The sequence below is a fragment of the Variovorax rhizosphaerae genome (genome assembly GCF_037889975.1).
GTDB classification, from domain to species: Bacteria; Pseudomonadota; Gammaproteobacteria; order Burkholderiales; family Burkholderiaceae_C; genus Variovorax; species Variovorax rhizosphaerae.
On the sequence record NZ_JBBKZT010000014.1, the window covers coordinates 39,084 to 65,291 of the forward strand.

At 67.6% G+C, this 26,208-nt stretch carries 11 protein-coding genes; 5 read left to right on the forward strand and 6 right to left on the reverse strand.

Going from position 1 to position 26,208, the window contains the following annotated elements; genetic code table 11:
- Window positions 1-8: 8 nt before the first annotated feature.
- The 5 genes from WKW82_RS26800 to WKW82_RS26820 form a co-directional block, all read right to left on the reverse strand.
- Window positions 9-6,092 carry a PA14 domain-containing protein gene (locus tag WKW82_RS26800; RefSeq protein WP_340345554.1) on the reverse strand — a complete coding sequence of 2,028 codons (6,084 nt, stop codon included), beginning with the start codon at window positions 6,090-6,092 and terminating at the stop codon, window positions 9-11.
- A gap of 494 nt (window positions 6,093-6,586) precedes the next feature.
- Entirely contained in the window at window positions 6,587-7,159 is a 573-nt protein-coding gene (locus WKW82_RS26805) for an SCO family protein (protein ID WP_340345555.1), read from the reverse strand.
- On the reverse strand, window positions 7,156-7,605 hold the full coding sequence (locus tag WKW82_RS26810; RefSeq protein WP_340345557.1) for a hypothetical protein: 450 nt from the start codon (window positions 7,603-7,605) through the stop codon (window positions 7,156-7,158). The genes WKW82_RS26805 and WKW82_RS26810 overlap by 4 nt, the downstream gene beginning before the upstream one ends.
- Window positions 7,606-7,696: 91 nt before the next feature.
- Window positions 7,697-13,843, reverse strand: a complete 6,147-nt coding sequence (locus WKW82_RS26815; RefSeq protein ID WP_340345558.1) for a PA14 domain-containing protein — start codon at window positions 13,841-13,843, stop codon at window positions 7,697-7,699.
- A gap of 167 nt (window positions 13,844-14,010) precedes the next feature.
- Window positions 14,011-19,626, reverse strand: coding sequence for a PA14 domain-containing protein (locus tag WKW82_RS26820; RefSeq protein ID WP_340345559.1), 5,616 nt, complete (start codon window positions 19,624-19,626; stop codon window positions 14,011-14,013).
- 236 nt (window positions 19,627-19,862) lie between these two features.
- Here WKW82_RS26820 and WKW82_RS26825 point away from each other — a divergent pair, with 236 nt between their 5' ends.
- From WKW82_RS26825 to WKW82_RS26835, 3 genes are all read left to right on the forward strand, one after another.
- The gene (locus tag WKW82_RS26825; RefSeq protein ID WP_340345560.1) at window positions 19,863-20,666 is read left to right on the forward strand and encodes an SDR family oxidoreductase; all 804 of its coding nucleotides are present in this window, start codon (window positions 19,863-19,865) and stop codon (window positions 20,664-20,666) included.
- A 548-nt stretch (window positions 20,667-21,214) separates the two neighbouring features.
- A complete protein-coding gene (locus WKW82_RS26830) occupies window positions 21,215-22,522 on the forward strand; it encodes an ABC transporter substrate-binding protein (protein ID WP_340345561.1) in 1,308 nt (435 codons plus the stop codon).
- Window positions 22,523-22,551: 29 nt separating this feature from the next.
- Window positions 22,552-23,454, forward strand: coding sequence for a helix-turn-helix domain-containing protein (locus tag WKW82_RS26835; RefSeq protein WP_340345563.1), 903 nt, complete (start codon window positions 22,552-22,554; stop codon window positions 23,452-23,454).
- 268 nt (window positions 23,455-23,722) lie between these two features.
- Here the strand turns inward: WKW82_RS26835 and WKW82_RS26840 are convergent, their stop codons facing one another.
- Window positions 23,723-24,370, reverse strand: coding sequence for a nucleoside/nucleotide kinase family protein (locus tag WKW82_RS26840; protein WP_340345565.1), 648 nt, complete (start codon window positions 24,368-24,370; stop codon window positions 23,723-23,725).
- A gap of 219 nt (window positions 24,371-24,589) precedes the next feature.
- Between WKW82_RS26840 and WKW82_RS26845 the strand changes: the two genes are divergently transcribed.
- Both WKW82_RS26845 and WKW82_RS26850 read left to right on the forward strand, forming a co-directional pair.
- Complete coding sequence (locus WKW82_RS26845; protein WP_340345566.1) at window positions 24,590-25,576, forward strand: quinone oxidoreductase family protein; 987 nt, start codon at window positions 24,590-24,592, stop codon at window positions 25,574-25,576.
- Between the two features lie 195 nt (window positions 25,577-25,771).
- Window positions 25,772-26,164, forward strand: coding sequence for a response regulator (locus WKW82_RS26850; RefSeq protein WP_340345568.1), 393 nt, complete (start codon window positions 25,772-25,774; stop codon window positions 26,162-26,164).
- The last annotated feature ends 44 nt before the right edge of the window (window positions 26,165-26,208 follow it).

Below are 26,208 nucleotides of genomic sequence, written 5' to 3' on the forward strand. Positions count from 1 at the left end.
GCGGGGCCTCAGTTCGCATGGAGCTGTGCGACAGGTATCGCCACGTAGGCGGCTGTACCGGGCGTCTTCCAGTTCAGGCGCATGGTGGCGCCGCCCCCCGCTTCGTAGAACTCGGCCCGGATGCTGTAGAGCTGGCCGGCGACGAGATTCATGGCCGTGGACTCGTTGTAGGTCGGGCCGTGCAGGGTCCAGTTGTCGATCACGAGCTTGCCGTCGACCCAGACACGTACGCCGTCATCACTGAGCGTGCGGAACTGGAAGTTGCCGGAGGCAGGTGCCTCGACCATGCCGGTCCAGCGCGCGGAGAAGTTGTCGGCATTGACCGTTGTCGCGGGAGAGCCGAGGACCCAGTCGAAGTCCACGGTTTCCAACCGGGTCAGCGCGGGAATGCCTGTCATTGCGATGTTGTTGAAGTAGGTCCCCAGCAGGCCGGTGCCAGTGCCGGGATTGCTGGGCGCGCGCACCTCCTCGCTGCCGATCTGCCTGACGAAGGCGCTGACGGCAAGAACGTCCGCCTCGGTGAAGGCGGAGGTGGCAGGCGTGACGGGCGCGGTGGTCCATGGGTAGAGCTTCGTGGCCGGAATGGCCGCATAGTCGGCCATGCCGGGCAATTTCCAGTTCAGGCGCATGGTGGCGCCGCCCCCCGCTTCGTAGAACTCGGCTCGGATGCTGTAGATCTGGCCGGCGACCAGATTGATGGCCACGGACTCGTTGTAGGTCGGGCCGTGCAGGGTCCAGTTATCGATGACCAGCTTGCCGTCGACCCAGACCCGCACGCCGTCGTCGCTGAGCGTGCGGAACTGGTAGTTGCCGGAGGCTGGCGCCTCGACCATGCCGGTCCAGCGCACCGAGAAGTTGTCGGCATTGACCGATGCCGCGGGAGCGCCGAGGACCCAGTCGAAGTCCACGGTTTCCTCCCGGGTCAACACGGGCGTACCTGCCATGTTGATGTTGTTGAAGTAGCTGCCCAGCAGACCGGTGCCGGAGAGGGTGGTGTGTGCGCGCACGGCGTCTTCCACCGTCGCGGCCGAGCCGTCGTGCAGGTAGGGCGCAGTGGCCCACACGTCGCGCAGGGTCGGCGTGTCCAGCCCGGTGAGCGGTGCGCCCAGCCGCTGGCCGCTGCTCGCCTTGAGGGTGCCGACGTTGTTGAGCTTTCCGGTCACGCTGTCGGTGAAGTCGGCGCCGCTGTGGCAGGAAGCGCACTGTGCGGCGAACACCGTCCTGCCGCTGACGGCTTGCGCGGTCAGGGTGCCATCGGCGTTGCGCAGCGGGCTGGCACTGAAGGCATTCAGCGACTTCATGTAGGCCGCGAGCGCATCGAGGTCGGCGCTGAGACCGGCCTTGGGGTCGCCCAGCGGCTGGCTGCGTGTGCCGGTGTTGAAGGCGGCGTCTGTCATCAGGCCGGTGCCGCGCGCGAAGTTGCGGATCTGGCCTTCGAAGTCCTGCACCTCGTCGAAATTGCCGCTCCAGTGCAGCTTGCCCTGCCCGCCGGCGCGACCGCGCAGGCTGATGGTGTTGCGCAGGCCTTCGCCCAGGCCCGTGAAGTCCCAGGTACGGCCGTCCTGTGCGCCATCGTTGTGGCAGCTGGCGCAACTCATGTAGGCGTCGCGCGCCAGGCGCGGGTCCCGCGCGTCGTAGAAGAACTGCTTGCCGCGCAGGACCTCGGGGGTCAGGCGTTCGGTGCCTGCGGTCGTCCAGCTGGCGGTGAGGGCTGCGGTGGATTCACCGTACTGCAGCAGGCGTGTCAGGTCGTACACGCCGATGCTGCGGTCCATGAAGTTGTGGACATACAGGCGCGTGCCGTCCGAAGACAGGGTCAGCCCCTGCGGCGCGCGGCCCGCGGCCAGCCGGAACAGCTCGCGCTTGCCGGCCGCGTCGAGCACAGCCACTTCGCGCGAGGTTTCCAGCGCGACGAAGAGGTAGACGCCATTGGGGTGGTAGACCGCCGCGCTGGCCACACCGCTGTTGTCATGGTCGACACGGCCCGCGTAGTCCTCGGCATTGGCCATGAGGTCCAGTCGCGAGGAGATGGCGCGCACGGTGCTCTCGAAATCCAGCGGCTTGCCGTCGCGCAGGCTGCCGCGCTGGATGTTGTCCTGCTTGGACGGCACCCATGCGCTGCGGCCGTCGGGTGCGATGGCGGGCGCGCCGAGGTAGTTGGGCACGCCGCGCGCCTGTACCGTCGCGTCGGGCTTGGCACTGTGCTGCAGCACGAAACGACGCGCCACGGCCAGCGATCCGGGGTTCAGTTCGGCGACCTCACCGCCGGTCTTGACGCCGCCGATGTCGCTGCGCACGGTGGCGGTTCCCTCGCCCGGCTGTGGTGCGGTGACGAAGCGCGTGGCCAGCAGGCGCAGGCCGTCCGCGCTGAGCGCCAGGTGGCGCACGCCCGGGAGCACGGCTTCGGCCACCTGTGTCCATGCGTTGTCGAACTTCAGCACGCGGCCCGTGGCTTCCAGCGCAACCCAGGTGCTGCCATCGGGTCCGGCCAGCACGCCATACGGCTGGGAGGCGCGCGGCAGTGGCACCGTTCGGACCACAGCCAGGCTGGCGGTGCTCAGCACGCTGAGGGTGGCGGCTTCCTTGTTGGCCACGACCGCCACGCCGCCGCTGACGCTCACGCTGCGCGGCTGTGCGCCGACCGCGATTTCGGCGACACGCGCCCCGCTCGCGGTATCGAACACCGACACGGTGTCCGCGTCCTGATTGACCACCCACAGCCGGTCGCTGGTGCCGGCCCTTCGTTCCAGCGCGACATTGGCGCTGGCGGTGGCGGTGTTGCCCGTCTGAGCGCCCGCGCCAGTCACGGCCTGCACGAAGTTGCGCGTGACGATGGTGCCGTCGGCATTGCGTGCCGACACCGTGACGGTATAGACACCGGCGGATGCATAGGCATGGCTCGCGCTGGCGCTGTTGCCACCGATCCAGCCAGTGGCCGGACTTCCATCGCCGAACACCCAGCTGTATTGCAGGCCGTCGGGTGCGCCGCCGTTCGGCGTGTAGCTTGCATTGCTGCCAGCTGCCAAGACGGGCGCGGCGATCGGGGCGATCACGGGCAGGGGGTCGAGGACTCGCCAGGCGAAGCTTTTCGAAGCCGAGCCGCCGCGACCGTCGCTCACCGTGGCGGTCACGGTGAAATTGCCGCTTTGCGAAGGGAACCCGGCAATCTGGCCACTCGCCGGATTGAGGTTGACACCCGGTGGCAAGCCCGTGACTGCAAAGCTCAGCGGATCGCCGTCGGGGTCACTCGCCGCCAGCGACAGGGCCACCTGCTCACCCTGGTTGGCAACGGGCGGCGTCACGTCCGCCAGCAATGGTGCGCGATTGACCGCGGGGACGCCGAACACTTCGACCTCCGCCAGGCTGAGGGCATCGGTGCCCGCCAGCTGGACGCGGACATAGCGTCCCGTCGCGCCCGGGGCCACCGTGGCCAGCCGCACTGCGACGCCCCGCACCTGGAGCTTGGCCACGCTGGCGTCGGCTTGCAGTTGCTCGACGGTCTTGCCCGTCATCGGCGTGCGCGAGACCAGCACGTTGTAGTTGCCCAGCCGCTCGGTGTAGGCGTCGGTGCGGTTCCAGATGCGAACCGTGTGGATCCGGTAGTCGTCACCGAGGTCCACTTCCCACCACGGTGCGGCCTCGATGTTGGTGTGGGTGGTCGAGCCGGTGGACCAGGCGCCATCGACCACGCCGTCGGCCGCGCGTGCTGACATGCCGCCGTAGTCGGTCGATGACTGGCTGGTGGGCTTGCCATTCGCCAGGTCGTTGAAGTAGATGGTCCGCGGGTCGGCGTAGGCGCCATAGTTGCGCATGTCGCCTTCGGAGACCGGGTTGCCCCAGTTCACGCCGTCGGTGCTGACGTAGAAGGCGTAGCCGGCAATCGTGCCACCGCTGCCGGAGGGGCGTGGCAGGTAGCGAAAACCGCCCAGTCGCTGTGGCGCGCCCATATCGACGGTGAATGAATGGGGCATCGGGAGGGCGTTGCCGCCGGTGTAGGGGGTGTGCCACAACGTGGCAGGGTTGCCGTCGATCGCCTGCGTGGCGAGGCCGTTTTCCGAAATGTTCTCGGCGCTGTCCGCTTTCACGGTCCAGCCCGTGCGCGGCAGGACGCGGCCGTCTTCACCGAGCAAGTTCAGCTCTGCCATGGAAGCGAATGCGTTGCCGTCGACTTCGCTGGTGGCCACGAGCTTCACGAAGCGCGCGCCGGCGATGGGGTCGGTGATCTGCCAGGTGAATTGCGAACTCACCTTCGCCGTGGGACTGGAGGCATGGACCGTCACGATGGCATTGCCAACCTGGGTCGGTGTACCGCTGATCACACCGGTCGCGGGATCGATGCGCAGCCCCGCGGGCAAGCCATCCGCGCTGAAGCTGTTGACGGTGCCAGCGGCCGGCGTTGCCTGTACCGCAAGCCGGAGCGGACTGCCCACCACTGCCGACTGGTTGTCGGGCGCGACGAGCCGTGGCGCACCGGTGTCGCCGATGGTCACCATCTTCGCTTCCGATGGGGTGCCGTCGGCGTTCATGCCGAACAGCATGTAGACGCCGGGCACGGCCCAGCCCGGGTTGCTCGGCACCTCGACCTTGTAGTTGTTGCCGCCCACGGCGCTGAACTTCAGCGAGAGCCGCCGCTGGTCGTTGTTGACGGTGTGCGTGGTGGATGCCATGCGGACCAGCGAGAAGGCGGTGATCATCGAGTCCGCGCCGACGTCCATCGTGGTGCCGTAGGAGGCTTTTGTCGGCGCGCTCAGCAGCGTGGGGCGCGTCGCAGGTGTGCCGTCGGCGTTGAACAGGTAGTGGGGCGACAGGATCTGCACATCACCGTGGTTGGCCGCGCATCCGACGCCGCAGAGGCCACCCCCTGAGCTCAGCACGCGAGCATCGGGCAGCAGCAGGGCCACGCTGTGATAGTTGCGTGGCACCGACATGGCGGGCAACGGCGTGAAGGCCTCGGTCACCGGATCGAAGAGCTCGGGCACCAGCACGGAATTGCTGTCGCTGAATGCGTTGGCCACGGTCTGGCCACCGAGCACGACCACCTGACCATTGGGCAGGACGACCGAGTTCTGGAAGGCGCGCGCATAGGCCATCGGATTGATCTTGCGCACCGAGACGCCGGCGTTCAGGTCGATCACATAGGACAGGTTGTTCGCCGGGGCACCGGCGTTGTGAATGGCGCCGCCCACCTTCAGGACCTTGCCGGTGTCGTACATCACCGTGTTGCCCAGGATGCTGAACTGGTCGTCGGCGCGCGGGCCGATGGCTTCGACACTGCCGTCGCCGCGCGTGTCGATCCAGTGCATGCGCTGACCCGGCCCGGCGTGGAATACCTTGCCATTGCCGGCCGGGATCAACCACAGGTGACTGTCACCCACCCAGGGAATGCCGCTGTCGGGCGACAGCATCGAGTCGATCTTCAGGCCCGGAAGCGTGCGCCAGCCGCCGGCAGCGGTCCAGACCTCGCCGTGCTTGTTGCCGATGCCGCCGTCCCAGGAGCCGCCCAGGGTCAGCACCGAACCGTCCGACAGCAAGGTGTTGGCGTTGTAGGCGCGCGGGATGTTGAGCTTGGCCCCGGCGGACCAGACGCCGGTGCCGGGGTTGTAGATGCTGGTGTTCGATTCGCCGCTGCCGCCCGTGATCATCAGGTTGCCGTCGGCCAGGTTGGTGGTGCCGGAGCAGAACATGTTGTGCCCGGTTTCGGTGATCACCCGATCCGCGGATGTCGATGCGGCAGGGTCGAACATCACCGAATAGGTGCGATTGCCACCCCCGGTGAAGCTGAACCGGTCGTCCGCAGCCCAGAGGAGCACCTTGCCGTCGGGCATGCTCGACGCCGAGGCCGGGACGATGGGCAGGTTGGTCACGCCAGACCATTGCGCCTGGGCCGGGGCGGCGATCTTGCGCCTGAGTTCGCGCTGGTGATCGAGTTTGGATGCGAAGTCGGCCTTGTCGTACGACCCGCTCGCCGCGTTGACCGCGCGATTGCCGCTGGTTGCGGCCATGCCGACCTCGCCGCCGTCGTTACCGCCGCAGGATGCCAGCAGCAGCGATGCGGCCAAGCCCGCACTCATGCCAATACAACGTAGCTTCACTTTGTTCTCCCTGAACTCTTGCGTGTTCATTCACCGTCCCGCATCGATCGCGCGGCACATCCACGGAAAATGACTTATTAAGTATTCATGGTAACAACATATGCTGTTTGGTTACATCTTGCAAGTGCTGCGTGTGTGAAGGATTCCCGTCCGGGGCCCGGGCTCTTGAGGCGGCATGGCAGCGAGCGCGCCCAGCCTTGCTTCCTCGCGCAATTCGCTGCGATCCCGGCCGACGAGTTCCGCCCTCGTGATGGCGCCCGAAGCGCTCTGGCTGTCAATGCCTGGCGCCACCCTGTGCATGCCGGTGCCGGTGCCGGCCGCTGGTGATGGTGATGGTGGTCATCGAGCGCATCGGCGTGGCGATGGCGGCTTGACCCGCAGCATGGGTGCGATGCAGCCCATCCGGAGGGCGTCGCCATCCTGGGCGAACCCTTCAGCGTCCGGATCGCGGCAGGCACGCTGCCGGTGATCGCGGGCACTCTCTTTCGCGGCGCTTACTTCAGCGTGGCCAGTTGGGCGAGCAGGCGGGCGACTTCGGCAGGCTGGGGGAAGTCGACGGTGCGCAGCACCAGCCGGCCCTGGCGATCGAAGAAGTAGACCTGGCTGGTGTGCTTGTCGGGGCCGACGGCGCGGCCCGCCAGGAAGTCCAGCCAAGGGTCGAGTGACGCGGGCGCGGGGGCAAAGGCGCTCCAGCGCGGCCCCGCCTGGAAGCGACCAAGCCAGGCGTTCAACGCCTTGGGGTCGTCCCCCAGCGGGTCGATGCTGGCCGAGAGCAGTTGCAGCGACGCATCACCCCGCGGCAAGGCGGCTTGGACCTGGGCGAACAAGGCGCCCTGGATCGGGCAGATCGAACTGCAACCGGTGAACATCAACTGCAGCGCGGTGGCCTTGCCCCGGAGCAAGTCCCTGAGCGGCAAGGCGCGGCCGGTGTTCGATGTCACCTTGATGTCCGGCGCCTGCAATGGCGGGCGGACTTCGCCGGCGGAATTGTGTGCGTGCGCCGTCGTTCCGATGCACAGGGCGGGGAGGGCGGCCATGCCGGCGCACAGGAGGTTGCGGCGCTTCATTGCGAGTTCACGTAGGCCCACAGGTCGTCACAACCCCGGGTCGAGAGGCTGTAGCGCGGCATGGCGGTGTCGACCATCACGCCGGCCGGATCGATGCCCTCGCGCAACACGCGGCAGAACGAGGCCGGGTCGTAGCGGCTGCCCGGGCCGCCGCGGCGGGCACGCAGTTCATTCAGGTACCGGGAGGTGAGGAGTGGCGCGAACGGGGTCTGTCCGGCGGTGCCGGCGGAGGGTGCGTGGCAGTTGATGCATCGCACGGCTGCGGCCGGCAGGTCGAGGCGGTGGCCCGGCAGGCGCGCCACCAGCGGCGTATCACCGACGAATGCACTGCGCCCGGCTGCGGCGACGCCGGTCGGGGGCGCCGCGCCGGCGCCGGAAGTCAGCCCGCTGGCCGCGGCGATCAGCGCCAGCACCATGCAGGCGAAGCGCAGGTTGCGCTTCGTCATGAACCGATGCCGGGGCGAGGATCCGCAACGCCGCCGCACACCGCACGCCGCGCCGATGCGCGACACACGGGGCAAGCTGTCCGGCGTCGCCTCAGTTCGCATAGAGCCGTGCAGCAGGTATCGCCACGTAGGTGGCCGCACCAGGCGTCTTCCAGTTCAGGCGCATGGTGGCGCCGCCAACCCATTCGTAGAACTCGACCCGGATGCTGTAGAGCTGGCCGGCGACGAGACTGATGGCCGCCGACTCGTTGAAGGTGGGGCCATGCGCCGTCCAGTTGTCGATGACCAGCGTGCCGTTGACCCAGACCCGCACGCCGTCGTCGCTGAGCGTGCGGAACTGGTAGTTGCCGGAAGTCAGCGCCTCGACCCGGCCGGTCCAGCGCACCGAGAAGCTGTCGGCGGGGATCGGCGCCCCTGGACCGCCATCGACCCAGTCGAAGTCCACGGTCTCCACCCGGGTCAGCGCAGGCGTGCCGTCCAGGGTCATGTTGTTGAAGTAGCTGCCGAGCAGGCCGGCGCCGATGCCGGGGCCGGTACCGGGGGCGTCGGGCGCGCGCACCTCGTCGCTGCCGATCTGCTTGACGAAGGCGCTGACCGCAACGATGTCCGCTTCTGAGAGTGGGCTGGTGCCGGGCGTGGTGGGCGGGGTCGGCGTGGTGGTCCCCGAGTAGAGCCGTGCGGCAGGTATCGCCACGTAGGTGGCCGAACCGGGCGTCTTCCAGTTCAGGCGCATGGTGGCGCCGCCGACCCATTCGTAGAACTCGACCTTGATGCTGTAGAGCTGGCCGGCGACGAGACTGATGGCGGTGGACTCGTTGTAGGTCGGGCCATGCGGCGTCCAGTTGTCGATGACCAGATTTCCGTTGACCCAGACCCGTATGCCGTCGTCGCTGAGCGTGCGGAACTGGTAATTGCCGGAGGTGAGGGCCTCGACCATGCCGGTCCAGCGCACCGAGAACTCGTCGGCGCTGATCGACGCCGCCGGACTGCCATCGAGCCAGTCGAAGTCCATGGCCTCCACCCGGGTCAGCGCAGGCGTGCCGTCCAGGGTCATGTTGTTGAAGTAGCTGCCGAGCAGGCCGGTGCCGGTGGTGCCGGTCGGGGGGGGCGTGACCGGGGTACCGCCGGTGGTGTGAGCGCGCACCGCGTCTTCCACCGTTGCGGCCGAGCCGTCATGCAGGTAGGGCGCAGTGGCCCATGCGTCGCGCAGCGTCGGCGTGTCCAGTCCGGTGAGCGTGGCGCCCAGGCGCTTGCCGCTGCTGGCCTTGAGGGTGCCGACATTGTTGAGCACCCCGGTCGCACTGTCGGTGAAGTCGACGCCACCATGGCAGGTGACGCACTGCGCGGCGAACACCGTCTTGCCGCTGACGGCCGCCGTGGTCAAGGTGCCATCGGCATTGCGCAGCGGGCTGGCGCTGAAGGCAGTGAGCGAGGTCATGTAGGCCGCAAGTGCATCGAGGTCGGCGCTGACGCCGGCCTTGCGATCGCCCAGGGGCTGGCTGCGCGTGCCGGTGTTGTAGGCGGCGTCCGTCATCAGGCCGGTGCCCTGCGAGAGGGCGCGGATCTGGCCTTCGAAGTCGTGCGGCTCATCGAAGTTGCCGCTCCAGTGCAGCTTGCCCTGGCCGCCGGCACGACCGCGCAGGGCGATGGTGTTGCGCAAGCCTTCTCCCAGGCTGGTCAAGTCCCAGGTGCGGCCGTCCTGCCCGCCATCGTTGTGGCAGCTGGCGCAACTCATGTAGGCGTCGCGGGCCAGGCGCGGGTCCCTGGCGTCGTAGAAGAACTGCTTGCCGCGCAGGACCGTCGCGCTCAGGCGTTCGGTGCCTGCCGTCGTCCAGCTTGCGGTGAGGGCAGCCGCGGATTCGCCGTACTGCAGCAGGCGGCTCAGGTCGTACACGCCGATGGTGCGGTCCATGAAATTGTGGGCATACAGGCGCGTGCCATCCGAGGACAGGGTCAGCCCCTGCGGCGCACGGCCGGTGGCCAGCCGGAACAACTCGCGCTTGCCGGTGGCATCGAGCACGGCCACTTCGCGCGAGGTTTCCAGCGCCACGAACAGGTAGACGCTGTTGGGGTGGTAGACCGCCGCGCTGGCCACGCTGCTGTTGTCATGGTCGACGCGGCCTGCATAGTCCTCGGCGTTGGTCGCAAGGTCCAGCCGCGAGGAGATGGCGCGCACGGTGCTCTCGAAGTCCAGCGGCCTGCCGTCGCGCAGGCTGCCGCGCTGGATGTTGTCCTGCTTGGACGGCACCCATGCGCTCAGGCCATTGGGTGCGACGGCGGGCGCGCCGAGGTAGTTGGGCACGCCGCGCGCCTGCAGCGTCGAGTCGGCCTTGGCGCTGTGTTGCAGCACGAAACGACGCACCACGGCCAGGGTCGAAGGGTTGAGCTCGGTGACTTCGCCGCCGGTCTTCACGCCGCCGATGTCGGTGGCCACGGTGGCGGTTCCCTCGCCGGGTTGCGGTGCCGTGATGAAGCGCGTGGCCAGCAGGCGCAAGCCGTCCGCGCTCAGCGCCAGGTGGCGCACGCCCGGGAGGACGGCTTCGCCGGCCTGCGTCCAGGCATTGTTGAACCTGAGCACGCGGCCCGTGGCCTCGAGCGCGACGTAGGTGCTGCCATCGGATCTCATGACCACGCCAAAGGGCTGCGAGGCGCGCGGCAGTGGCACCGTGCGAACCACAGCCAGGGTGGTGGTGCTCAGGACGCTGAGGGTGGCTGCTTCCTTGTTGCTCACGACGACCACGCCGCCGCTGACGCTCACGCTGCGTGGCTGTGCGCCGACCGCGATTTCGGCGACACGCGCGCCGTTGGCCGTATCGAACACCGACACGGTGTCCGCGTCCTGATTGACCACCCAGAGTCGGTCGCTGGCGCCGGTCCGGCGTTCCAGCGCCACGTTGGCGCTGGCGGTGGCGGTGGTGCCTGTCTGCGCGCCCGCGCCAGCCACGGCCTGCATGAAGTTGCGTGTGACGATGGTGCCGCTGGCATTGCGTGCCGACACCGTGACGGTATAGACACCGGCGGTCGCATAGGCATGGCTGGTGTTGGCGGCCGTGGTAAAGCCGGTCGCCGGGCTGCCGTCGCCGAACTCCCAGTTGTATTGCAGGCCAGTGGCGCCGCCTGTGGCTGTGTAGCTGGCCGTGCCGCCTGCCGCCACCGCTGGGGCGGCGATCGGTGCGATCCCGACAACGGGGTCGAGGATCCGCCAGGCGAAGCTCTTCGAGGCCGAGCCGCCACGCCCGTCGCTCACCGTGGCGTTCACGGTGAAGTTGCCGCTTTGCGAGGGGAAGCCCGCAATCACGCCACTGGTCGGATTGAAGTTGACGCCGGGCGGCAACCCGGTGATGGCGAAGGTGAGCGGATCGCCGTCCGGGTCACTCGCCGCCAGCGACAGGCTCACTTGCTCGCCCTGGTACGCGACGGGTGGCGTCACGTCGGCCAGCAATGGCGCGCGATTGGCAGCGGGGACGCCGAACACTTCGACCTCCGCCAGGCTGAGGACATTGGTGCCCGACAGCTGGATGCGGACATAGCGCCCGGTCGCGCCCGGCGCCAGCGTGGTCAGCCGCACCGAGGCGCCCGGAACCTGGAGCTTGGACACGGTGGCGTCGGCCTGCAGTTGAGCCAGGGTCTTGCCCGTCATTGGCGTGGGCGAGACCAGCAGGGTGAAGTTGGCCAGCCGGTCCATGCAGCAGTCGGTCCGGTTCCAGAGGCGAACGGTGTTGATCCGGTAGGCGGAACCCAGGTCCACCTCCCACCAGGGCTGGGCTTCGCTGTTGGTCTGGGTTACCGAGCCCGCGGCCATGTTGCCCTCGGCCAGCGCGTCGACGGCGCGCGCCGGCAAGGCGCCGGCTGCGGTCGACGATTGGGTGGCGGGCTTGCCGGCCGCGAGGTTGTTGAAGTAGACGGTCTTCTGCGCGTAGAGGTTGCCGTAGTTGCGCAGGTCGCCTTGCGAGATCGGGTTGCCCCAGTTCACGCCGTCGTTGCTGACGTAGAAGGCGTAGCCGGCAATGTTGCCGGTGCCGCTGGGGCGTGGCAGGTAGCGGAAGCCGCCCAGCTGCTGTGCCGTGCCGAGATTGACCACGAACGAATGGGGCAAGGCAGACCCGTTCTGGGTAATCCAGTACGTGGCGGGGTTGCCGTCGATCGCCTGCGTGGCGGCGCCGTTGACCGTCGTGGTGTCGGCGCTGTCCGCGCTCACGGTCCATCCTGCGCGCGACAGCACGTTGCCGTCGGCATTGAGCAAGTCGAATTCAGCCATGGAGGCCCAGGTGTTGCTGCCATTGCCCTCGCTGGTGGCCACCAGCCGCACGAAGCGCACGCCGGCGCCAGCGTCGTCGATTCGCCAGAGGAACTGCGAACTGACCTTGGCAGCGGCATTGGAGGCGTAGACCGTCACCGCGTAGTTGCCGGCCTGGGTCGGCGTGCCGGTGATCACGCCGGTCGAAGGATTGATGCTCAAGCCCGGGGGCAAGCCGTCCGCGCTGTAGCCGGTGGCGGCAGCGCCGGCCGGCAGGGTCTGCAGCGCGAGCGTGAGCGCACTGCCCACGGCGCCGGCCTGGTTGTCGGGCGAGACGAGCCGTGGTGCGCCGGCGTCGCCGATGGTCACCATCCGGGCGACCGATGGCACGCCATCGGCGTTCATGCCGAACAGCATGTACATGCCGGGCAGGGCCCAGCCGGGGTTGCTCGGGACGTCGACCCGGTAGCTGTTGCCGCCCAGCGCGGTGAAGGTCAGCGGGAGCCGCCGCTGGTCGTTGTTGACCGTGTGCGTGGTCGAGGACACGCGAACCAGCGAGAACGCGGCGATCGCCGAGTCGGCGCCGACGGTCATCGTGGTGCCGTACGTGACTTGTGCCGGCGAGCTCAGCAGCCGGGGGCGCGTGGCGGGCGTGCCGTTGTCGTTGAACAGGTAGTGGGGCGTCAGGATCTGCACGTCACCATGGTTGGCCGCGCAGCCGTTGCCGCAGAGGCCGCCGCCGGAACTCAGCACGCGGGCATCCGGCAGCAGCAGGGCCACGCTGTGGTAGTTGCGCGGCACCGACATCGCGGGCATGGGGGTGAAAGTCTCCGTCACCGGATCGAACAGCTCCGGCACCAGCACCGAGTTGCTGTCGCTGAAGGCGGTGGCCACGGTCTGGCCGCCGAGCACCACCACCTGGCCATTCGGCAGGACGACCGAGTTGTGGAAGGCGCGCGCATACGCCATCGGATTGATCTTGCGCACCGAGGCGCCGGCGTTCAGGTCGATCACATAGGACAGCTTGTTCGCCGGGGCGCCGGAGTTGTGAATGGTGCCACCCACCTTCAGGACCTTGCCGGTGTCGTACATCACCGTGTTGCCGAGGATGCTGAACTGGTCGTCGGCGCGCGGGCCGATGACTTCGACATTGCCATTGCCGCGCGTGTCGAGCCAGTGAATGCGCTGGCCGGGGCCGGCGTGGAATACCTTGCCGTTGCCGGCCGGGATCAGCCACAGGTGGCTGTCACTCACCCATGCGGCGATGCCGCTGTCGGGTGACAGCATCGAGTCGATCCTCAGCCCCGGAAGCGTGCGCCAGCCGCCGGCAGCGGTCCAGACCTCGCCGTGCTTGTTGCCGATGCCGCCGTCCCAGGAGCCGCCCAGGGTCAGCACGGAACCATCGGACAGCAAGGTGTTGGCGTTGTAGGCGCGCGGGATGTTGAGCCTGGCGGCGGTGCTCCAGGCGCCGGTGGTGGGGTTGTAGATGCTGGTGTTGGCGTCGCCGCTGCCACCCGCGATCAGCAGGCGGCCGTCGGCCAGGTTGGTGGTGCCGGAGCAGAACATGTTGTGCCCGGTTTCGGACACCAGCCGTTCGGTCGATGCCAACGTGACCGGGTCGAACATCGCCGAATAGGTGCGGTCGCCGCCCGTGGTGAAACTGAAGCGGTCTTCCGCAGCCCAGAACAGCACCTTGCCGTCGGGCATGTTCGATGCGGCCGCCGGGACGATGGGCAGGTTGGTCACGCCTGACCATTGCGCCTGGGCCGGGGTCGCGATCTTGCGCTTGAGTTCGCGCTGGCTGTCGAGCTTGGATGCGAATTCTGTCTGCGCGTCCTTGGCGACTGGCGTTTCGACGTTGCCGCCCGACGCGCCTCCCAGGGAAGTGGTGGGAATGCCGCTGGTGAGGCCAACGCTGCTGCCACTGTCCCCGCCCCCGCACGATGTCATCAGCACCGACACGGCAACGCCAGCCACCGCGCCAATGGAACGCAACTTCATAGCCCTTCTCCTTGTTCAATTCCGCCGTTGGTGGTCAAGGGCGAACTAAAAACGGCAAAAAACTACCGATTTAGTATTAATCGTAACGAGAATACAGGCAGGGTTACTGTTTGCAAGTAGTCATTTTTGAGTATGACTTTCGTGCAATACCGGCGAAGTCGCGGCAGTCAATAGGGGTAGTACTGCTCCGTAGGTGGCCTTGAAAAGCCGGCTGCGCCGGGCGGTTTCCATTCCAGCCGCATGGACGCGCCGTGTGTCCATTCGAAGTAATCAACGCGGAGGCGGTAGAGGCGCCCGGCGACCAGGTTCAGTGGGATGGTGGTGTCGTAGTCCGGGTGGTACGTCCAGTGGTCGATCAACAGCTTGTCATCGATCCACAGCCGCACGCCGTCGTCGAGCAGGGTGCGGAACTGGTAGCTGCCGGTGGCGGGTGCCTCGATCGCGCCGGTCCAGCGCGCCGAGAAGAAGTCCACGCCGATCGGCGCGCCGGGTGATCCCAGGCCCCAGTCGAAGTCGACCGGTTCGACGCGCACCAGTGCCGGCTGCCCGCTCAAGGTGATGTTGTTGAAGTAGCTGCCGAGCAGCCCGGTGCCGGTTCCCGGGAGGTGCGGCGCGCGCGGCTCCTCGTTGCCGGTCTGCTTGACGAAGGCGCTGACGGCGAGCACGTCGGCGTCGGGCAGGCGGAGGCCGGTGTGTGCGCGCACGGCATCTTCGACGGTGGCGGCCGAGCCATCGTGCAGGTAGGGCGCGGTGGCCCAGGCTTCCCGCAGCGTGGGGACGTCCAGCCCGGTCAGCGGCGCGCCGAGGCGCTTGCCGCTGCCGGCCTTGAGGGTGCCGACGTTGTCGAGCCGGTGGGTCGCGCTGTTGGTGAAGTCGGGGCCGCCGTGGCATGTGGCGCATTGCGCGGCGAACAGCGTCTTGCCGGCGACGGCTTGCGTGGTCAGGCTGCCGTCGGCATTGCGCAGCGGGCTTGCAGCGAATGCGTCGAGCGAACGCAGGTAGGCGGCCAGCGCATCCAGGTCCGCGCTTTGGCCCGCCTTGGGGTCGCCCAATGGCTGGCTGCGGGTGCCGGCGTTGAAGGCGGCGTCGGTCATCAGGCCGGTGCCGCGGGCGAGGTTGCGGATCTGGCCGTCGAAGTCCTGCGGCTCGTCGAAATTGCCGCTCCAGTGCAAGCGGCCCTGGCCGCCGGCACGGCCGCGCAGCGAGATCGTGTTGCGCAGGCCTTCGCCGAGGCTGCTGAAGTCCCAGGTGCGGCCGTCGTGTGCGCCATCGTTGTGGCAGCTTGCGCAACTCAGGTAGCCGTCGCGGGCCAGGCGCGGGTCCTTGGCGTCGTAGAAGAACTGCTTGCCGCGCAGCACATCGGGCGCCAGTCGTTCGGTTTCGGTGCCGGAGACGGCACCGATCAGGCCGATGCTGGGCTCGCCGAATTGCAGCAGCCGACCCAGGTCGTAGGCGGCTCCCGTGCGGTCCATGAAGTTGCTGACGTAGAGGCGCATGCCGTCCAGCGACACGGCCACGCCCTGCGGCGCCCGGCCGACGGCGACGCGCATCAGTTCGCGCTTGCCGGCGGCATCGAGCACCGCCACTTCACGCGAGCTTTCCAGCGCCACGAACAGGTAGGCGCCGTTGGGGTGGTAGACGGCGGCACTGGCCACGCCGCTGTTGTCGAGGTCGACGCGGCCGGGGTAATCCTCGGTGTTGGCCACCAGGTCGAGGCGCGAGGAAATGGCGCGCACGGTGCTCTCGAAACTCAGCGGCTGGCCATCGCGCAGGCTGCCGCGCTGGATGTTGTCCTGCTTGGAAGGGACCCATGCGCTCTGGCCGTCGGGTGAGATGGCCGGCGCGCCGAGGTAGTTGGGCACGCCGCGGCCCTGCACCGAGCCATCGGCCTTGTCGCTGTGCTGCAGCACGAAGCGGCGCAGCACGGCCAGCGTCGCGGGATCGAACTCGGTCACTTCGCCGCCGGTCTTCACACCGCCGGTCTCGCCGCGCACACGGGCTGTGCCTTCACCGGGCTGGGGTGCGGTGACGAAGCGCGTGGCCAGCAGGCGCTTGCTGTCGGCAGTCATGGCGAGGTGGCGCACCCCGGGCGCGGCCACGTCGGCGGTCTGTGTCCAGGCGTTGTCGAACTTGAGCAGGCGGCCTGTCGCCTCCAGCGCCACGTAGGTGCTGCCATCGGACGCGACGAGCACGCCATGCGGCTGCGACCCGCGCGGCAGGGGCACCGTGCGCAGCGGACGCAAGGTGGCGGTGCTCAGCACGCTGAGGCTGGCGCTTTCCTTGTTCGTGACGACGGCGATGCCATTGCCGACGCTGATGCTGCGTGGTTGCGCCCCCACCACGATCTCGGCCAGGCGATGGCCGTCCTCGGAGTTGAACACCGCCACCGTGTCCGCGTCTTGGTTGAGCACCCACACCCGCTCGCTGGCGCCGGCACGCGCTTCCACTGCAAGGATGGCGCTGGCGAGGGGGCGCCCGCCCGCGGAGCCGCCCACGGCCGCGCCGGTGACGGCCTGCATGAAGCTGCGCGTCACGACCGTGCCGTCCGGGCTGCGGGCCGAGACGGTGACGTTGTAGACGCCCGGCGCCGCAAAGGCATGGGTGGTGTTGGCGCCGCCGTCGGTGATCCAGCCGGTCGACGGGCTGCCATCGCCGAACAGCCAGCTGTACTGCAGGTTCGAGGCGGCGCCCGCATTGGCCGCATAGGTGGCACGGGCGCCTGCGCGAACCGGTGGCGCGGCGATGGCCGCGATCACCGGCAGCGGATTCAGGATGCGCCAGTCGAAGCGGGTGGCGGCCGTCCCTCCGCGGCCGTCGCCGACGGTGGCGGTCACGGAGAAGCTTCCGCTCCTCGAGGGATAGCCGGCGATCATGCCGCTGGCGGGGTCGTAGCTGACGCCTGCGGGCAGGCCGCTCACCTCGAAGGCGAGCGGATCGCCGTCGGCGTCGCTTGCGGCCAGTGCGAAAGCGACCTGCTCGCCCTGATGTGTGGCCGGGGGCGCCACGGCGCCCAGCGATGGCGGTCGATTGGCAGCAGGCACGCCAAACACTTCGACCTCCGCAAGACTGAGGGCGTTGGCGCCGGCAAGCTGCACGCGCACATGGCGTCCCGTGGCGCCGGGCGACAAGGTGGTCAGGCGTCCGGCGGTGCCCGGCACCTGCGTCTTGTGCACACCGTTGTCCGCCATCAGCGCGTCGTAGCTCCTGCCAGTCATGGGCGCGGCCGAAACCAGCACCTGGAAGTTGCCGAGTCTGTCGCCGCAGCAATCGGTGCGGTTCCACAACCGCAGCGCGTGGATGCGGAAGTCGGCGCCGAGGTCGACCTCCCACCATGGGTTGGCGGTGCTCTCGGTCAGGGTGGTCGAGTTGGCCGCCCAGTTGCCGTCGTTCACGCCATCGACAGCGCGTGCTGCGGCCCCGCCGGCCTGTTCCGACGACGCGCTCGCCGGCCGGCCGCGCGCGAGGTTGTTGAAGAACACCGTCTTGCGTCCGAGATTGGGGCCGTGGTCGCGGAAGTCCCCCTGCGCGACCGGCGGGCCCCAGTTCACGCCGTCGGCGCTGACATGGAAGTCGTAGCGGGCGATCGTGGAGTTGCCGCTGTTCTGGCGCGGCCGGTAGGCGAAGCCGCCGACGTGCTGCATCGTGCCCATGTCGATCACGAAGGAATGCGGCTGCACCGCCAGCGGGTCGGACCACTGGGTGAGCCAGTAGGAGTCGGAGTTCGCGTCGATTGCCAGTGCCGCCGGCGCGTACTCGCCGCGGGTCTCGGCGCTGCTTGCGCTGGCGGTCCAGCCGGCGCGAGGCAGGACGGTGCCGACTTCATTCAACAGGTCGAGGTCGGCGATCGAGGCCAGCGGGCTGTCGTCGAACGAACTTGTTGATACCAGCTTGACGTAGCGCGATGCCCGATTCGAATCGTTGACGACCCACTGGAACTGCGAACTCACCTTGCTGCCGGATGCCGCCGCCGCCACCTTGACCACATGGGTGCCCGTGCGGGTCGGGCTGCCGCTGATGACGCCCGTGGCTGCATCGATGCGCAGGCCGTCGGGCAGGCCGTCGGCGCTGTAGTTGACGGGAATGCCGCCGGCGTTCGTGGCGCGAACGGGCAGGTTCAGCGTCGAGCCGACCGCGCTGAGTTGGTCGTCGGGCGCGGTGAGTTGCGGTGCGCCGGTGCCATCGATGGTGATCATCCGTGCGACCGAAGGCGTTCCATTCGCGTTCATCGCAAACAGCATGTACACGCCCGGAATCGCCCAGCCGGGGTTGCTCGGGACGTCGATCTTGTAGTTGTTGTCGCCGAGGCCGGTGAAGTCCAGTGGCAGCCGCCGCTGGTCGTTGTTGACCGAGTGGGTGGTCGAGGACATTCGCACCAGCGAGAACGCGGTGACCGGGCTGTCGGTGCTCACTGTCACCGTGCTGCCGTAGACAGCGCGCGACGGTGCGCTCAGCAGCACCGGACGCGTGGCCGGGGTGCCGTCCGCGTTGAACAGGTAGTGCGGGGAGAGGATCTGCAGGTCGGCATGGTTGGCCGCGCAGCCCTCGCCGCAGACGCCGCCGCCGGCCGACAGCACGCGCCCGTCTTGCAGTAGCAACGCGACGCTGTGGTAGTTGCGCGGGATCGTCATCGCGGGCAGCGGCGTGAAGGATTCGGTGATGGGGTCGAACAGTTCCGGCACCATCACCCCGTTGCTGTCGCTGAAGCCCAGTGCGATGGTTTGACCACCGATCACGACCACCTGGCCGTCGGGCAGCACCACCGAGTTGTGGTACGCCCGCGGGTAGGCCATCGGATTGATCGTGCGCACCGAGACACCGGCGTTGAGGTCGATCACGTAGCTCTGGTTGCTGGTCCAGTCGGTCACGGCCATGTCGACGCCGCCGGCCTTTAGGATCTTGCCGGTGTCGTACATCACGGCGCTGCCGGTGATGGCGAAGGCATCGTCGCCGCGCGTGCCTGCAGGTTCGACCGACCCCTCGCCACGCGTGTCGAGCCAGTGCATCTGCCGGCCCGGTCCGGCATGGAAGACCTTGCCATTGCCGGCGGGATGCAGCCAGAAGTGGCTGTCGGACACCCAGTATTCCGCGCCGCCGGGCGAGAGCATGGAGGCGATCTTCAGGCCCGGCAGCTTGCGCCATCCTGTGGCGGCGTTCCAGACCTCGCCGTCCTTGCCGCCGACGTTGGCGAGGTCCCAGGAGCCGCCGATGGTCAGGACCGAGCCGTCCTGCAGCAGGGTGTTGGCGTTGTAGGCGCGGCGGATGTTGAGCTTGGCGCCGGTGGTCCAGGCGCCGGTGCCGGGGTTGTAGATGCTGGTGTTCGATTCACCGCTGCCGCCGGCGACCAGCAGGCTGCCGTCTGCCAGGGTGCTCGTGCCGGAGCAGAACATGTTGTGCCCGGTTTCGCTGACGAGCCGGTCGGTCGCGGTCATCGTGACCGGATCGAACAGGGTCGAGTAGGTGCGGTTGCTGTCGCTGGAGACGGTGAAGCGGCTTTCGCCGGCCCACAGCAATACCTTGCCATCGGGCAGGGTGGAGGCCGAGGCGGGCACCAGGGACAGGTCGGTGACGGCGGACCACCGGGCCTGCGCCGGCGCGGCGATCTTGCGTCGGAGTTCGCGCTGCTTCTCGAAGCTTGCGGCAAAACCCGCGGAAGCCGCCTGGCTGGAGATCCCGCCGGAGATCCCGCTGGAAACCCCGCCCCCTTGGCCCGACGAGCCTCCGCAGGAGCCCGTCAACAACACCGCGGCCATGCTGGCGCCCAAGCCTACCCATCGCAATTTCACGCTCGCTCCCTGTTGCAATTGTTGGCATCAACCCAGTGGACCTGCTCCAATCAAGGTCCGGCGCGTTGCCAGTTCCGGATCCTAGCGAATGGTTGTGCTGGCCACCAGCACGCCTGTGCAACTGTTGTGGTGCTCGCCCTTCGGCGTCGACACACGACGAAGTTGCAACGATCATCACGACTCTTCGCGCTCGGCGCGCGCGATTTTTCCCCTGATCGAACACAAGGACGTCAACTATGGATTTCGGAATTGCGGGCAAGACCGCCCTGGTGTGTGGTGCGAGCAAAGGCCTGGGCCTCGGATGCGCGGAAGCGCTGGTGCGCGAGGGCGTGAATGTGGTGATCGTGGCGCGCGGCGCCGACGTGTTGCAAGCGGCAGCGGCGCGTTTGGCGGCCCTTCGTCCCGATGGCGCCAACGGAGCCTCGCCCTTCGTCAAGCAGGTGGCCGCCGATATCACCACGGTCGAAGGGCGCGCAGCAGCTTTCGCGGCGCATGCCGACTACGACATCGTCGTCACCAATGCGGGCGGCCCGCCACCGGGTGACTTCCGCGACTGGGACCGCGATGCGTGGATCAAGGCCGTCGACGCGAACATGCTGACACCCATCGAACTGATCAAGGCCACGGTCGACGGCATGGCCGCGCGCGGCTACGGGCGCATCGTGAACATCACTTCCAGTTCGGTGAAGTCGCCGATCGACATCCTCGGCCTGTCGAACGGTGCGCGCAGCGGGCTCACCGGCTTCATTGCCGGTGTCGCGCGCACGTCCATCGCTGCCAAGGGCGTGACCATCAACAACCTGTTGCCGGGCGCCTTCGACACCGACCGACTCAAGGGCACGATGGAAGGCACTGCGAAGAAGACCGGCCAGGACATCGACGCCATTCGCGCCGCCCGCGCCAGGACCATTCCGGCGGGCCGTTTCGGTACCGCGGAGGAGTTTGGCGCAACGTGCGCTTTCCTGTGCAGCATGCAGGCCGGCTACATCACTGGGCAGAACGTGCTGACGGATGGCGGGGCGTATCCGGGAACCTATTGACCCATTCGCGAGGCGCGTTCGGCGCGCACACGCATCTGTTCTTGCGCGGGGCGTCCAAGCCTGCGCAGGCAACGACGGTGATCGGGCCGACTCAAGTGCTCCCGGGGGGGAGCCGCTGGCGGCTGGAGCGCCAGCGGCAGCCACTCGTCAAGGAGCGTACCCAGCGGCGCGCAAAGCCGGCCGGGGGTGCCCGAACGGGCTTCGGTATGCGTCCTGAGGGCGATGGCAATACTTCCGTGTGCCTATGCTCGATGCGCAGCCGTCGGCCCATGGCCTGCGCGCTGCATGCTCGACATGGCTTGCTCCCTCTCCCTCCGGGAAAAGTCGGGATGAGGGCACAGCTGAGTCAGCCCATGCCGCCAACACCCCGGCCCTCTCCCGGCGAGAGAGGGATGGCGCGCGCAGTCGGGGATCACTAGGGAAAGTCGCTAGTTCGAAAAGCACATAAGTATCGACGGATGCAAGTGGCGCATTACCGGGAGCAGTCGATCTTCGCCATCCTCGAGTGGACAGGATTTCTCTCGTCACACTCAAAATCAAGGAGGCATATGTACTACTCGAAACTGCTCGTGGGCCTGGCCGGCACCGCATTCGCCCTTTCCGCATCCGCCGCAACGGAACTGGTCATCGCGACCGTGAACAACGGCCACATGATCGAGATGCAGAAGCTCACGCCCTTCTTCGAAAAGGCCAACCCCGACATCAAGGTCAAGTGGGTCACGCTGGAAGAAGGCACGCTGCGCCAGCGCGTGACGACCGACATCGCCACCAAGGGCGGCCAGTTCGACGTCATGACCATCGGGCTGTACGAAGCACCGATCTGGTCGAAGAAGGGCTGGCTCAAGCCCATCGCCACCGACACGGCCTATGACGTGGATGACATCCTGCCTGCCATCCGCAATGGCCTCTCCTACGAGAACAAGCTCTATGCCGCGCCCTTCTACGGCGAGAGCTCGATGCTCATGTACCGCAAGGACCTGGCCGACAAGGCCGGCATCAAGATCCCCGACCAGCCGACCTGGACGCAGGTGAAGGAACTGGCCGCCAAGGTCCACGATCCCAAGGCCGGCGTGTACGGCATCTGCCTGCGCGGCAAGCCGGGCTGGGGCGACAACATGGGCCCGCTGAGCACGGTGGCCAACACCTTCGGCGGCCAGTGGTTCAACATGGAATGGAAGCCGCAGCTCGACACCAAGCCGTGGCATGACGCGATCACCTTCTACGTCGACCTGATGAAGGCCTACGGCCCGCCGGGTGCGTCGGCCAACAGCTTCAACGAGAACCTGGCGCTCTTCAACGAAGGCAAGTGCGGCGCCTGGGTGGATGCGACCATCGCCGCATCCTTCATCTCCGATCCCAAGCAGTCGAAGGTCGCCGACAAGGTCGCATTCGCACAGGCACCCATCGCCGTCACGCCCAAGGGCGCCAACTGGCTGTGGTCCTGGAACCTCGCCATTCCCGCCAGCTCGACCAAGGACGAGGCCGCACAGAAGTTCATCCGTTGGGCCACGTCCAAGGACTACATCAACCTCGTGGCCAAGCAGGCCGGCTGGGGCTCGGTGCCGACCGGCACGCGCAAGTCCACCTATGCGAATCCCGAGTTCCAGAAGGCGGCCAAGTTTGCCGAGGCCGAGAAGAAGGCCATCGACAGCGCGAACATCAACGACGCGACGCTGCCCAAATCGCCGTACATCGGCATCCAGTACGCGGCCATTCCGGAGTTCCAGGCCATCGGCACGGCGGTCGGCCAGCAGATGAGCGCGGCGCTGTCGGGCAAGGTCACGGTGGACCAGGCGCTGAAGACTTCGCAGACCATCGCGGAGCGCGAGATGAAGAAGGCCGGCTACTACAAGTAAGCAGCCCCGTCGTGCGAACGGTGAGCACCATGGGACAGTCCGCCCCGTCCAGGGAAGATCCGTTGTGCCGGAACTCGGAGCTGGGCTACAGCCCGGCCTCCGATCTCGACCGGCTGGTGCGCTGCGTCAGCCACGGCACACCGTCGCCGCTGATCCGGTGGCACTACCACGAGGACTACGAGATCCACCTGGTGGTCGCGACCAGCGGCAAGATGTTCGTGGGGGACTACATCGGGACTTTCGAACCCGGCAACCTCGTGATGACCGGGCCCCGGCTCCCGCACAACTGGATCTCGACCAATGCCCCGGCCGAAGGCGTTGCGCTGCGCGATCACTGCATCGTCTTCGACCGGGCGCCGATCGACCGTGCCGCGGAACGGATCTCCGAGCTGAAGGAGGCGTTTCCGCTGCTGGACCGCTCGGCGCGCGGTATCGAGTTCTTCGGCCTGTCGGAGATTGCGCTGGACTGCTTCACCCGCATCCAGTCGCGGCAGAACATGTCCAGGCTTTCGGCCTTCCTGGACTTCCTGGGCGTGCTCGCGGAGTGGAAGGACTACCGGCTCTTGTCCAACCCGTGGACGGCCGCGACCGAGGACGCCGATTCGATGGCGCAGATCGACGCGATCATGGGCTTCGTCAACGAGCACTATGCCGATGGCCTGTCGATGGAGCGCGTGGCCCGGAACTTCGACATGAGCAAGAGCCATTTCTCGCGCGTGTTCCACCGCCGCACCGGCAATACGTTCACCGATTTCCTGATCCGGCTGCGGATTTCAAGGGCATGCCAGTTGCTGCTGCAATCGCAGGCGCCGATCTCGACGATCTGCCATGACGTCGGTTTCAACAACGTGGCCAACTTCAATCGCCGCTTTCTCGATGTGAAGAGCATGACGCCTTCCGCGTTTCGCAGGAAGTTCGGCGGGGACCGCTGAAATGAAAGCCCACCCCCGAAGCGCCTGCGGCGCCACGAACGGCCGCCAGAGGCGGCTGCCCTTGCGGGCCGTCCAAGTCTGCGCGGGCAGACTTGGAGCCGCGGCCCTCAGCCCCTCAAGTTGGCGCACCCAACGGCCCGGCAAAGCCGGTTCCGTGGGTGCCCACGAACGGGCAACGCTGTGCTCGCCCCGGTTTCATGCGTCGCGGAAGACGCGCCAGCGTCATGGAAAACTGATATGAGGGCGCCGCGAGTCACGCAAGCCAAGCTCAGGACCATGCGAGGACGTGGTGGGCGCGTGTCCTGGTGGCGGCGATGAGCCGTGCGTTCGGCGCGTCGGTGCTTTCCACCCAGGCCCGCGCCTCTTCGGCGCTGCGGCCGAATTGCTGATGGCGCCGGACCAGGCGCTCTTCGCGCACGGCGTCGTCGATGTCGACGTACCAGGCCTCGTCAAGCAGCCGTCCTGCGCCGGCCCAGGGGCCGACGTCGTGCAGCAGGTAGTTGCCTTCGGTGATGACCAATTGCGTGGAAGGCAACACCGCGATGGCGCCGGCGATGGGCTCTTCGATCTCGCGGCGGAATTCGGGGGCGTAGACGATGTCGCCATCGGCGCGCTGTTCGCGCAACCGCTGCAGCAGCGCCACATAGCCGGCGCTGTCGAAGGTGTCGGGCGCGCCCTTGCGCGTGGCGCGGCCAAGGCGCTGGAGTTCGACGTTGGCGAGGTGGAAGCCGTCCATCGGCACGACCTGGGCGCGGTCCGCACCCACGGCTTCCAGCAGCGCAGCCGCCAGCGTGGACTTGCCGGCGCCGGGTGCGCCGATCAGCCCGAGCAGCTTGCGCTGTCCGCTGGTCAGCAGGGCATGCAGGCGCGCGAGCGCGTCCGCGGGAAGGGCGGGCAGTGGGGGCGTGTCGTTCATCGTTGCAGCGTACAGGCTGCGGCGCCGAAAGCTTCGCCGGGAACGCTGTCGTTCTTTGCTCTTCTTGCTCTTCCACGGGCGTGACCGGGCGTGCGACCCGGACTCCGGGCCCGCAGTTCGGGCTTTCCCGAGCCTTGTCTCGCTTGTGCGACATTGGTTTTCATTTCATGGCACGATCCATCCCCTTTTCACCCTGAACCGCTGCGAGGATTCACGTACATGCTGAGCAAAGCCGTTCGCATCGACCGCCATGGCGGCCCGGAAGAACTGAAGATCGTCGAGGTCGACGTGGGCGATCCGGGCCCGGGCGAGATCCGCATCCGTCACAAGGCGGTCGGCCTGAACTTCATCGACACCTACCAGCGCAGCGGGCTCTATCCGTTCCAGATGCCGCTGCAGCTGGGCATGGAGGCTGCCGGCGTGGTCGAGGCGGTGGGCGAGGGCGTCACGCACCTCCAGGCCGGGGACCGCGCGGCCTACGCAAGCCAGCCTCCGGGCGCGTACTGCGAGCTGCGCGTGATGCCGGCCAGGAGCGTCTGCAAGCTGCCCGACGGCATCTCCTTCGAGACCGGCGCGGCCATGATGTTGAAGGGCTTGACAGCGCAGTATCTCCTCAAGAAGACCTTGCCCGTGGAAGGCTTGCAGTCGGGCGACTTCATCGTGTTCCACGCGGCAGCCGGGGGCGTGGGGCTGATTGCCTGCCAGTGGGCCCGGGCGCTCGGCCTGAAGCTGATCGGCACTGCGGGCACCGACGCGAAGTGCCAGCTCGCGCTGGACCACGGCGCCGCCCACGCGATCAACTACAGCACCGGCGGCTTCGCCGCGAAAGTCCGGGAGATCACCGGCGGCAAGGGCGTGAAGGTGGTCTACGACTCGGTCGGCAAGGACACTTTCGACGGCTCGATCGACTGCCTGCGGCCGCTCGGCCTGCTCGCGGTGTTCGGCAATGGCTCGGGCCCGGTGCCGCCGGTCAGCCTGGGCACGCTGGCATCGAAGGGCTCGCTTTATGTGACCCGGCCGACGCTTTTCACCCACATCGCGACGCGCGAAGCCACCCAGGCGATGGCGGACGACCTGTTCTCGGTGGTCGAGAGCGGGGCGGTGAAGATCCCGGTCGACCAGCGTTATCCGTTGGTGGATGTGCAGCAGGCGCATCGCGACCTGGAAGCGCGCAAGACCACCGGCTGTACCGTGTTGACGCTCTGAGGGTTGCTGGTCTGTTCGTGGGCACCCGTGGAACCGGCTTTGCCGGGCCGTCGGGTGCGCCCCCTTGAGGCGGAGCGCCGAGGGGCGCATTCGGGGGTGGGGTTAGCTTGCAGGGAGTTCTCCTACTTTCGATCGTGCACGGGGACTGCGTATCCCCATGCCATCGAGTCATAGCCTCCCCCCAAAAGGAGACCCATGGCTGCAGTCAGAGTTTTCGTCGTCGAGGACAACCCGACGATTCTTCGCAATCTCGTCGATACCCTGCGCGAAGTCGCGCGGGTGGACCCGGTTGGCACGGCCGATTCCGAGGCGGAAGCCGTGCACTGGCTGTGCAGCCACGCGGACGAGTGGGACCTGGCCATCGTCGACCTGTTCTTGAAGCGAGGCAGCGGCCTGAGCGTCCTGGAGGCCTGCCGCGACCGCAATCCTTCCAGCAAGGTCGTCGTGCTGAGTAACCACGCCTCGACCGACATGCGCCGCAGGTGCATGCAACTCGGTGCGGATGCAGTGTTCGACAAGGCCAGTGAACTGGACGACCTGGTCGATTTCTGCCTGCGCCGCCGGGAAGCGACACACAGCATGTATTGATGCGGTGCATGAATATATCTATCAGATAAATCCATTTCACTTTT

Bases quoted from the DNA above. Each gene is read 5' to 3' on its own strand.
- WKW82_RS26815 (WP_340345558.1), bottom strand. From the start codon at position 13,843: ATGAAGTTGCGTTCCATTGGCGCGGTGGCTGGCGTTGCCGTGTCGGTG.
- WKW82_RS26845 (WP_340345566.1), top strand. From the start codon at position 24,590: ATGCTGAGCAAAGCCGTTCGCATCGACCGCCATGGCGGCCCGGAAGAA.
- WKW82_RS26850 (WP_340345568.1), top strand. From the start codon at position 25,772: ATGGCTGCAGTCAGAGTTTTCGTCGTCGAGGACAACCCGACGATTCTT.
- WKW82_RS26830 (WP_340345561.1), top strand. From the start codon at position 21,215: ATGTACTACTCGAAACTGCTCGTGGGCCTGGCCGGCACCGCATTCGCC.
- WKW82_RS26810 (WP_340345557.1), bottom strand. From the start codon at position 7,605: ATGACGAAGCGCAACCTGCGCTTCGCCTGCATGGTGCTGGCGCTGATC.
- WKW82_RS26825 (WP_340345560.1), top strand. From the start codon at position 19,863: ATGGATTTCGGAATTGCGGGCAAGACCGCCCTGGTGTGTGGTGCGAGC.
- WKW82_RS26840 (WP_340345565.1), bottom strand. From the start codon at position 24,370: ATGAACGACACGCCCCCACTGCCCGCCCTTCCCGCGGACGCGCTCGCG.
- WKW82_RS26805 (WP_340345555.1), bottom strand. From the start codon at position 7,159: ATGAAGCGCCGCAACCTCCTGTGCGCCGGCATGGCCGCCCTCCCCGCC.
- WKW82_RS26835 (WP_340345563.1), top strand. From the start codon at position 22,552: ATGGGACAGTCCGCCCCGTCCAGGGAAGATCCGTTGTGCCGGAACTCG.